A 10834-nucleotide genomic window follows, 5' to 3' on the forward strand; every position below is an offset into this window, starting at 1 on the left:
CTTCCGTAAATTTTGAAACTATTAGGGTGCGTAATTACCTTCGGTCGATACTACTCGCGGTCCGCACAGCACCGCGACTCCCTTGGCCCCAATGCGGGTGACCACGAGCGTCTTGGCCGTCGAGCCCTTGAGCTTGAGCTTCTTGCGCAGCTGGTCCGGGTCCACATCTTGCCCGCGTACCAAGATCTCCAGGGAGCCCACATCGTGTGCGGCCATGGCCGCCTTGAGCTTCCTCATGGGCACCATCTCGATGAATTCAAATCCCGAGGTGCCCTCCGGCAGGCGCTCGCCGGTGAGGTAGGCAATGCGCGGGTCCAGCTGGTGCAGCCCTTCCCGCGCGGCGTAGTAGCGCACCAGCCCGGCGCGCACGATGGCGCCGTCGGGGTCGATGAGGAAGCGCCCGATGGGCCCGGCCTCGGGTAGCTCGTCTTCGTCGAGGTCATCCTCGATGATGTCTGTGTGTAGTCCTTCGGGCGTTGCGTTGAGGATGACCGCTCTCTTCCCTGTTCCAAGTCCCTGCGTATATAGGCAGGTCTCTTTGACCCCGCCGTCGAGGCTGGCCACGCAGGCTAGACCTTCCCACTCCGAATGGTCGATGCCCGGCGCGCATTTGATAGCGAGTTCACCGTGGCTATCGAGCAGGTCCTGCGGTGGCGGCAGGAGTTGGTCGAGGCGGGTGATGCGTTTTCCACCTTGGCGGCGGGCGGGGTCGGCGATGCAGACCCGGGCGGTGGTTGTGGTGGTAAGCGCATCGGCACGGAAGACCGGGTGCTCAATGTTGTGTTGCGCCATGGCCACGCGGGAGGCGTCGAGGTCGCTGCCCACATATGTGCCGGGCGCATAGGCCTGCCCCTCTGTGCCGATGGAGCAGGTGAGGTCGTGAACGAGGTCGACGCCGCGTGCTTTAAGGAACTGCGCGCGGTACTCAGCGACTGCCGGCGCCGTGGCCTGTTGTGCGGAATCGTGGTCCATGAGCCAATCCTGTGGCAGCTTGCCGGAACGCCGGGCTTTCAGCAGTTCGGCCACGGCGCGCCCATAGTCCCCAAACTGGGCCTGGAGCTTGGCGACGTCCCTCAGATGCCCCTTCTTCGTCCCCTCCAGGTTCGTTGCGGCGGCGTCGATGACGGATGCGTTCTCACTAAGGAAGGAAACTTCGTCCAGGGTGTAGCTCATGGTGCGTTCTTAAGGATTGTTCTCAAAGCCAGTCTAGATACGGTTGACGGGAAAGGTGGTGAAGAATTCGCGGTAGCGTTCATCATCTTCGGGGTCACCGATGATGGGGCGCAGGTCGGAGAAAGAGGCGTCATCCATGACCTCCTGCACGCTTCGGTAGGAAGCTAGGCGTTTGAGCTGCGCCCAGGTGGGGATAGCAAGGCGAACGAGCCCGGCGCGCCAGCCGTCGAGGACGAGCTGTGGGTCGAACCATCCGGCATCGTCGGCCTCACCGGTATCGCCATCGGGTTCTTGGCCTTCTGGCAGCACGCCAATAAAGAAGAAGGTGTCGAACCACTGTTTCTTGACTTCCCCGGCCCAGCGTGACCACGGCAGGAGCATGTCGGCATCGACGCGCATTCCGTTGTGGGAGAGGAACTCTGTAAACGAGATGGCGTGAGTCTCCAGCAGTTCGCGTTCGCGGTGATAGCGGGAGGCGTCGGAGACGATGCCGTCGTCCCGGATGGCCAGCAGCGTGCCGGATTCTTCGAAGAGCTCGCGTGCGGCGGCGAAGACGAGGGCATGGGCCTTGTACTTCGTTACGCCCATGCGCCGCGCCATGGAGACCACGGAGCGCCCAGCCCACAGCTCGCCGGAATCCCAGGAGCGGGGCGGGAAATCGCGGGGGTCTACTCCCCCGCCGGGAAAGACCACGTGCCCGGGGTAGTTGCGCATGGTGTGGACGCGTTCTTGGATCCACACTTGGATGCCGTCGGGGCTATCGCGCAGCAGGAGGACGGTTGCGGCCAAGCGTGCGCCGTTGAAGCCGGTGGTATCGCCACTATCGATGGCATCCAGGGCGTCGTGATCGGGCTGGCTCATGCAACTTTCCGTGTCATTGATATCGCGCAAGCGCTATCAAGGGCTGCTATCTAGGGCTTGGGGGACTATCGAATACGGCGGGCGAAGTACCTCTCCCCGATTCGGTCCACCTGGATGGGCTGGTGGAAGGCCGTGGAGAGGTTCTTCGATGTAAGCACCGTATTGATGAGCCCTTTGGCCACGACTCTACCCTCATCCAGGATCATCGCATGCGTAAACCCGTAAGGGATTTCCTCAACGTGGTGCGTAATCATGACGATGGCAGGGGCATCCGGGTCCAAGGCCAAATCACCCAGGTAACCCACGAGGTCCTCGCGGCCGCCCAAGTCCATGCCGGCGGAGGGCTCATCCAGGATGAGAAGCTCCGGGTTGGACATGAGCGCGCGGGCTAAGATGACGCGCTTCTTCTCACCTTCCGACAGCGTTCCCCACGTGCGCTTGGCCAGGTGCAAAGCGCCTACTTGAGCCAGGATGTCATCGGCACGGGAGAAGTCCATATCCTGATAGTTCTCGCGCCAGCGGCCGAGTACGGCATAGCCAGCGGAGACCACGAGGTCATCGACACGCTCGCCGTCCGGGATGCGGTGCTGCACGGCGGCCGAAGAAATGCCAATGGCCGCGCGGAGATCGCGCATATCGGTCTTGCCGATGCGCTCGCCCATCAGGTAAGCCACGCCGGCAGACGGGAATTCCTCAGCAGCGGCCATGCGCACGAGCGAGGTCTTGCCCGCACCATTGGGCCCGATGATGACCCACCGCTCATCGAGCTCAACCTGCCAGTCAACGGGGCCGACGAGGGTATTGCCGCCTCGGCGCAGCTCAACGCCGCGGAAGTCGATGAGCCAGTCCTCATCGGTGGGCTGGTTCTCTAAGTTCATATCGCCAGTTTGCTCAGGAGTGTTCACAAACCCCATTGTGGCCGATATTTTCCGTCCCCGGTGTAACTGACACAGTCTTCCCCCGGTGAAACTGGCACAGCTGCATTATTCTAAGGGGCATGACTCAACGCCTTGGTATCGACGATGTCCGCCCTTCTCTGTCTGGAAACGTAGCCTCGAAAGCCGTGGTGGGCGAGGTTATCCCTGTCACCGCATTGGTATGGCGCGAGGGCCACGACGCCGTTGCCGCAACCCTGTCGGTATGGAATACCGAATCGCCCTCCACCTCCTCCGCCACTATGACGGTGGATCCGGACAACCAGGACCGCGTCCATGGCGTCTTTACCCCGGCTACCCCCGGCCGTTGGTTCTTCCGCGTTGATGCCTGGTCCGATCCTATGGCTACGTGGCGCAACGCCGTTACCAAGAAGATGGAAGCCGGCCAATCGGCCCGCGAGCTCAACAACGATCTTCTCCACGGCGCTGAGCTTTTCGAAGAAGCCGCGATTCAGAGCCCCAGCGAGAAGGCTGAGCTGCTCTTTGAGGCGTCGAAGGCGCTGCGGGATGAGCAGGGGGACGTCGATAAGCGCGTGCGTACCGCGCTTTCTGATGAGGTCGCTGAGATTCTGCACCACCACCCACTGCGCCACCTCCTCGTGGAAGGTGACATCCACGAAGTCCTGGTGGAGCGCCGCGAGGCACTGTTTAACTCCTGGTATGAGCTCTTCCCGCGCTCCACGGGTGGGTGGGACGCCGAGGGCAATCCGGTACACGGCACCTTTGAGACCACCGCGCAGGCACTTGAGCGCGTGGCGGCCATGGGCTTTGACACCGTGTACTTTCCGCCGATTCATCCCATTGGTGAGGTGCACCGCAAGGGCAAGAACAACTCCGTTGTGGCTGAGCCCGGCGATGTCGGCTCACCGTGGGCCATCCAGGATCATTCCACCACTCACCCGGAACTGGGCACGATGGAGGATTTCAAGACCTTGGTGAAGAAGGCCGAGGAGTTAGGCCTCGAAGTCGCCCTTGACCTCGCACTCCAGGCCTCCCCGGATCACCCGTGGGCGAAGAGCAATCCGGAGTTTTTCACCGTGCTTGCCGACGGCACCATTGCCTACGCCGAAAACCCACCCAAGAAGTACCAGGACATCTACCCGCTGAACTTCGATAACGACCCGGACGCCATCTACGCCGAGATTTATCGCATCGTCATGATCTGGGTCGAAGCCGGTGTCACCACCTTCCGCGTGGATAACCCGCACACCAAGCCCACCAACTTTTGGAACTGGCTTATTTCCAAGGTGCACGTGACCCACCCAGAGGTCATCTTCCTGTCTGAGGCCTTTACCCGCGCCCCGCGCCTCTTCGGCCTGGCTAAGGCAGGCTTTACCCAGTCCTACACCTACTTCACGTGGCAGACCTCCAAGTATGACCTGACCAAGTTCGCGGAGATGCACGTGGAACAGGCCGATATTTGCCGCCCCAACCTCTTTGTCAATACCCCGGATATCCTCCACGAATCCCTGCAGACTGGCGGGCGCGCCATGTTCGCCATCCGCGCCACCCTGGCCGCTACGCTCTCCCCGCTGTGGGGTGTGTACTCCGGCTTTGAGCTCTACGAGCACCAGGCCGTGAAGCCAGGCAGCGAGGAATACCTCGATTCGGAGAAGTACGAGTTGCGTCCCCGTGACTTCCAGGCAGCCGTGAAATCCGGCGACTCCTTGGAATCCTATATCCGCCTGCTCAACCTCATCCGTCGTGAGAACCCCGCTCTGCAGCAACTGCGAACCTTGCGCTTCCACAACACAGATAACGAGGCCATCCTCGCCTACTCCAAGGCGGATGCTGCGACCGGCAACGTGGTTTTGGTCGTGGTGAATCTCGATCCGCGCAATGCTCAGGAGGCGACGGTCTACCTGGATTTGCCGGCTGTGGGCCGCTACCCGGGTGACCACTTCACCGTCCAGGATGCTATTAGTGGCTCGGCCTACGAATGGTCCGACCGCAACTTTGTACGCCTGGAGCCGCTTCGCGACGTCGCCCATGTCTTCATCCTGCCTCCTGCCGACCATGACCTGCAGGAGCAGCTGGCGTGGCGCCGCGTGGAGGACTACCGCGCCTAGTTGTCTTTTGGCCCGCGCGGGTGACGAGAGTTAGGTAATTTGGTCAGTATGAACATCCCGGCCACCGATCGTGAACGCCTTAATTCCTGCCGCCACCATGCTCCCCATGATTTTTATGGGTGGCATCAAGGAACCGTCCGCACCCGCCGCCCCGGTGCCGAAGCCGTCGAGCTCGTCACCGCGGAAGAGACCATCGCCATGACCGCGGTGGGCGATGACATCTGGGAGGCCCCGCTGGCGGTTGAAGCCGATTACCGCCTGCGCATCACCTACCCGGGCCAGCCCGCTGTTGAGGTGGCTGATGGCTACCATTTCCTGCCCACTTTGGGGACCTTGGACCAGCACCTCATTGGTGAGGGCCGCCATGAGCGCCTGTGGGATGTCCTCGGCGCCAATCTCAAGACCTATACCACCGACATGGGTGACGTCACCGGTACTGCCTTTGCCGTGTGGGCGCCCAACGCGGAGGGCGTGGCCGTTGTCGGTGACTTCTGCGGCTGGAACCCTACCCAGTTCCCTATGCGCAGCCTCGGCTCTACGGGCATTTGGGAGGTCTTCATCCCGGGCGTCGGTGAGGGCGAGCGCTACAAATTCGCCGTCCACGGCAAGAATTCGCCGCGCGTCGACAAGGCTGATCCTCTGGCCAAGCGCACCATTGCCCCACCGGAAACCGCCTCGGTGGTGACGAAGTCCGACTTTGCGTGGACTGATGAGGACTGGATGTCGCAGCGCAACGATGACCTCGATGTGCCGATGAGCATCTACGAGCTACACGTGGGTTCCTGGAAGATTGGTGCCAACTACAACAGCCTCCGCGAGGAACTCATCCCCTATCTTCTCGAGCATGGCTTTACCCACGTGGAAATGCTGCCTGTAGCCGAGCACCCCTTCGGCGGTTCCTGGGGATACCAGGTCTCGGGTTACTACGCTCCGTCTGCACGCTGGGGTACTCCGGACGAGCTGCGTGCGCTTATCAATGATCTGCACAAGGCTGGCATTGGCGTCATCATCGACTGGGTCCCTGCCCACTTCCCCAAGGATGAATGGGCACTGGGCCGCTTCGACGGCCAGGCGCTCTACGAGCACCCCGACCCGCGCCGCGGCGAACAGGCTGACTGGGGCACCTACGTCTTCGACTTCGGCCGCAACGAGGTACGCAACTTCCTCGTGGCTAATGCCCTCTACTGGGCTGAGGAGTTCCACATCGACGGCCTGCGTGTCGACGCCGTGGCTTCCATGCTCTACTTGGATTACTCCCGCGATGAATGGCTGCCCAACATCTACGGCGGCCGCGAGAACCTTGAAGCGGTCCAATTCCTCCAGGAAACCAACGCTACCCTCAACCGAACCCACCCGGGCGTGCTCACCATTGCGGAGGAATCCACCTCCTGGCCAGGTGTTACCGCACCGACGCATGAGGGCGGCCTTGGCTTTAACCTGAAGTGGAACATGGGCTGGATGAACGACACCTTGGAGTACTTCAAGCACGAGCCCATCCACCGCCGCTACCACCACGGTGAGCTGACCTTCTCCATGGTCTACGCCTACTCCGAGCGCTACGTGCTGCCGTTTAGCCACGATGAGGTTGTCCACGGCAAGGGCTCCCTGTGGGAGCGTATGCCGGGCGATGACTGGAATAAGGCCGCCGGCCTGCGTGCCCTCTACGGCTACATGTTCTCCCACCCCGGCAAGCAGCTGATGTTCATGGGCCAGGAGTTCGGCCAGACCACCGAGTGGTCTGAGGGCAACTCCGTGGACTGGTCCAACCTGGAAGGCTGGGGCAATGAGTGGCACCACGGCATCAAGCGCCTCGTGCGTGATCTCAACGTGGTGTACAAGCAACACCCAGCACTGTGGTCGCAGGATTACACTCAGGACGGCTTCCAATGGGTCAAGGCGGATGACTCCGACAACAACATGTTGGGCTACGTGCGCTACGGCAAGGACGGCTCCGCGCTTCTCGCGGTGTGCAACTTCTCCGGCAGCTCCGTGCCGAACTATGACCTCTGGGTGCCGCGCGATGGCGAGTGGGAGTTAGTCATCAACACCGACGACGCCGTCTACCAGGGCGCTGGCAACGACCTTGCCCACCGCGTGCGCTCCGAAGGCAACCACGTACAGCTGCACCTGCCGGCCAACTCGGTGCAGTGGTATGCCTTCCGCGGCTAAGCTGAGTGGCCTAGGCGCCGAGCCTGGCTCGGCGCGTGCTCACGCTCATCGCAAGCAAGGCCTGAGAGACACAACTGCCCGATCCGCCAAAGATCACCGCTGGGATCGAATTCCAGCCCCTACTTTTGGCAGATCAGGCAGTTTCAGTTTTCAGTCCTACGCGTGAGCATCAAGGAAAGCTCTTACGCGAGCATCAATGTCATCGCGCAGCGCATCCATACGCTCATCTCCCTCTAGGCCACGCACGGACGGGTCCTCAATCTCCCAACGCTCAGCCACTCCGTCATAGTCGGCATCACCGACGATGATGACGTGATCCACCGAAGACGCGAGTTCGGCATCAAGCAGCGTCGGCGTTCCTGACATGTCCGCGCCGACCTTTGTCAGAGAGGCCCGCGCCTCGGCATTCACGCCCTGCTCACGGTGCTGCTCGGTGGTTTGCACGCCAGCAGAATAAATCTCCCAATCCGGCGCGTGCTTCTTGGCTAGAGCGGCAGCCATCTGAGACTTGCCACGGTTGGTGTTGCAGAGAAAAAGTACGGAGGTCATACCTCCGTACTGTAGACGATGATTACTGAGCTGTTTTCTCGATCTCGTAGTAAACCGGCAGGGACTTCCAGTTGAAGGTCACGTTGCTGACGTTCTCCGACCATCCGCCGACGACGTTCGGGTAGAAGAGCGGAATGGCAGGAAGGTCACGCAGGAGCAACTCCTGGGCCTGGTTATAGAGTTTGGCGGCTTCCTCCGGGGAATTGGCGCCATTGGCCTTGACGATGAGCTCATCGAACTCTGGGTTGGAGTACTTCGAGTCATTGGAGGCCACGCCCGTGGTGAAGTTCGGGCCGAGGAAGTTGCCCATCGACGGATAGTCCGCGAACCAGGCGGTGCGGTAGGCGCCGTCCATGCGTTCAGAGCGGTAGGCCTCACGGAAGGACTTAAAGTCCGGATAAGGGTTACCCACGGCTCGGATACCCAAGGTGTTGCTGATGCTATTGGCCACGGCATCAGCCCAGTCCTTGTTGTCACCATCGGTGTTGTAGTTGATGGGGAAGGTGTCTTCGAAGGCGCCGTACTTCTTGTCGGCCTCGGCCCACAGCTTCTTGGCCTCCTCGGGGTTAAAGTCCAGATTCTCCGAGCCTGGCAGGCTGTCGCTATAGCCGGTGAGCACTGGCGACGTGAACTCGCGGGCTGGTGTGCGAGTGCCGTGGAAGATGGTCTTCGCGATTTCCTCGCGGTTGATAGCCATCGACACCGCACGGCGACGCAGCGTGCCCTCTTCCCCACTAAAGTGTGGGGTGTCCACGTGGATGGACATCTCTAGGTAAGTAGCAGCCGGCTTCGTTTCCTGGCGCTCGCCCAAGTCCTGCTCGTAATTACCGAATGCCGAAGACGGGATAGCCTCAAGCACATCGAGGTTATTGGAGAGCAGGTCCATGTAGGAGGCACCGCTGTCAGCGTAGAAGACGAACTCGAGGCCATCATTCTTCGGCGTGCGCTCCCCGCCGTATTCCGGGTTCGGCTCCAGAATAATGTTCTGATTGTGGTTCCATTCCTTGAGCCGGTACGGACCATTGGAAACCGGGCTTTCACCAAAGCCCTGCGGATCGTCGAGGGCTTCCGGCGGCAGCGGGAAGTAGGCGTTATAGCCCAGGCGCGACGGGAAGTCACTCTCCGGCTGGGTCAGTTCGATGGTGAAGGTGCGGTCATCGAGGACCTTGAGCCCTTCCATCTCCTTCACGCCCTCGCCGTAGCCCTTGATGGAGGAAAAGAAGCTCTCGTTGAGCTGCTCGTTCGCCACCGCATAATTCCACGTATCGACGAATGTCGTGGCCGTAACCGGCGTTCCGTCTGAGAAGGTGATGTCCGGCTTAAGGGTGACCTTGTAGGTCTTCTCCCCTTCCTTGTCGATGGACTCCGCCATCTCATTGTGGACCTCACCGTCAGCGTCGTAATAGATGAGGCCCGAGTAAAGCATATCGACGACGCGCCCGCCGCCGTTCTCATTCGTCATTGCAGGGATAAGCCCCTGCTGGGGCTCAGTCCCGGGCACGCGGACGATGGCATCGCCACCGGCCACCGCCTCTTGTGAGCTCCCGCCACACGCGGCCAGTGGCACAGTGAGTGCCACTGCGCCCAACAGTGCGGTAGCGGTTTGGAGAGTGCGAGATGTGCGCATGAGATTCCTTCTGTCAGAGCAACACTGAGATGTGCGTTACAACACTTTTTAGAATGTAGCATTACTCAATTCACACCCGAGGAGCTTTGGGAAACTTTTCGCTGCTCCGGTTGCGGGGCCTTTGGGCCTGCTTTAAGCTTCGTGGCCATGGGGGTATTAGAAACCTACTTCCACTACCGCAACTCGGGGATCGCGCTAGTGGAACAAGCAACCAGCTCACCCGACGAGCTCCGCACGCTCGGCGCCGACGCCAATGACGCTACTGAGCTTGCCCACCTTCACCGCACCTACTTCGGGCAAACCCGCTTTACCGGCAAACAGAAGAAGGCACGTGCTGCTGCGGTGGCACAGAAACATAGCCTTAGTATTCTTGCCCTGATTGAGTCCTACACCGCCAAAGTCAACAAAGACCTCGACGCGTGGAACCTACGCATCAAACTTGCCGGCACCCCCGCCCACAAAATCCGCCACGTCGCCACCAAGCGTTTAAAGGAGCTTCGTGCCAAACGCATAGCTAAACCCGGAGTACGCTTCACCTACCGCTCCAAGGGACCCAACTCCATCACCATCACCGACACCCCAACCGTCATCGCCGACATCAGAGGCACCCTAGAATCCGTTAATAAAACAAACCTGCTTGACGCTGCCCGCACCGTCATCGTCACCGGCGGCATTGGAACCAAACCCGCCGTACACGCTCAAGTCGTAGTCACCCTCAACGAACTCGACCAAATTATCAACGGTGATGGGGAGGAAATCGAACTTAACCTCACCAACGGCGCACGCATGACCGGGGCAGACTTCTTAGCCTACAAGTTTGCCGAGATTGGCTACGCCACCATCATCCACCCCCTTGAAGGCCCGGTTAACTCTTATAGGCTCCAGCGGCATGCCAGCTGGAAACAACGCATCAGCCTGGCAGCTGAATTCCAAACCTGCTCACGCGATGGCTGCAACAAACCAGCTGATTACTGCGAAGTCCACCACCTCATCCCCTGGCAGGCAGGAGGATTCACCAACATCAAAAACCTCACCTTCCTGTGCGCCTACCACAACGGCATTAACGACGATGACCCGAAACGGCCCACAGGGCGTGGTTACATGTTCCGGTTGAATACCGGAGTGAGCTACATCCCGCCCTGGGGTGTACCAATTACCGCCATGCCCGAATACCAAGAAGCAATAGCAAGACTCGCCGCTGAGCAGACAACAGGCCAGCCGCCCGACCCGCCGCCAGAAACAAGCCAACCACCCGACCCACCGGGTGCGAGCTGAAGCTTCGCACCCCACGCCAAGACGATGAAACCCGCCAACCACACCACGGTCAGCGGGCACATCGACGATCCTGGATTTGGCCGAGGCGAATGCAGAGACGATGACACCCGCCAACCAGAAAAGGTTGACGGGTCAGACAGCGAGACTAGGTATCAATACAGCGCGCTAGCGAGCTG

Annotated in this window: 8 protein-coding genes; 3 read left to right on the forward strand and 5 right to left on the reverse strand. The window is 60.6% G+C overall.

Annotated features, from left to right (window positions below; genetic code table 11):
- Positions 1–21 precede the first annotated feature (21 nt).
- From QP922_RS11885 to QP922_RS11895, 3 genes are all read right to left on the reverse strand, one after another.
- Complete coding sequence (locus QP922_RS11885; protein ID WP_284809716.1) at positions 22–1173, reverse strand: THUMP-like domain-containing protein; 1152 nt, start codon at positions 1171–1173, stop codon at positions 22–24.
- 33 nt (positions 1174–1206) lie between these two features.
- Complete coding sequence (locus QP922_RS11890) at positions 1207–2034, reverse strand: NUDIX hydrolase (RefSeq protein ID WP_284809718.1); 828 nt, start codon at positions 2032–2034, stop codon at positions 1207–1209.
- Between the two features lie 65 nt (positions 2035–2099).
- Complete coding sequence (locus QP922_RS11895; RefSeq protein WP_284809724.1) at positions 2100–2912, reverse strand: ABC transporter ATP-binding protein; 813 nt, start codon at positions 2910–2912, stop codon at positions 2100–2102.
- Between the two features lie 119 nt (positions 2913–3031).
- Between QP922_RS11895 and QP922_RS11900 the strand changes: the two genes are divergently transcribed.
- Together QP922_RS11900 and glgB are read left to right on the forward strand one after the other, a co-directional pair.
- On the forward strand, positions 3032–5038 hold the full coding sequence (locus tag QP922_RS11900) for a maltotransferase domain-containing protein (RefSeq protein WP_284809719.1): 2007 nt from the start codon (positions 3032–3034) through the stop codon (positions 5036–5038).
- Between the two features lie 48 nt (positions 5039–5086).
- Entirely contained in the window at positions 5087–7207 is a 2121-nt protein-coding gene (gene glgB / locus QP922_RS11905) for a 1,4-alpha-glucan branching protein GlgB (protein WP_284809720.1), read from the forward strand.
- A 156-nt stretch (positions 7208–7363) separates the two neighbouring features.
- Here glgB and QP922_RS11910 read toward each other — a convergent pair whose 3' ends face one another.
- The gene (locus tag QP922_RS11910; protein WP_070670961.1) at positions 7364–7756 is read right to left on the reverse strand and encodes an arsenate reductase/protein-tyrosine-phosphatase family protein; all 393 of its coding nucleotides are present in this window, start codon (positions 7754–7756) and stop codon (positions 7364–7366) included.
- A gap of 22 nt (positions 7757–7778) precedes the next feature.
- Entirely contained in the window at positions 7779–9383 is a 1605-nt protein-coding gene (locus QP922_RS11915; protein ID WP_284809722.1) for a peptide ABC transporter substrate-binding protein, read from the reverse strand.
- Between the two features lie 147 nt (positions 9384–9530).
- Here QP922_RS11915 and QP922_RS11920 point away from each other — a divergent pair, with 147 nt between their 5' ends.
- Entirely contained in the window at positions 9531–10658 is a 1128-nt protein-coding gene (locus tag QP922_RS11920; protein WP_284809723.1) for an HNH endonuclease signature motif containing protein, read from the forward strand.
- The last annotated feature ends 176 nt before the right edge of the window (positions 10659–10834 follow it).

Source organism: Corynebacterium sp. MSK218 (assembly GCF_030232655.1).
Classification (GTDB): domain Bacteria; phylum Actinomycetota; class Actinomycetes; order Mycobacteriales; family Mycobacteriaceae; genus Corynebacterium.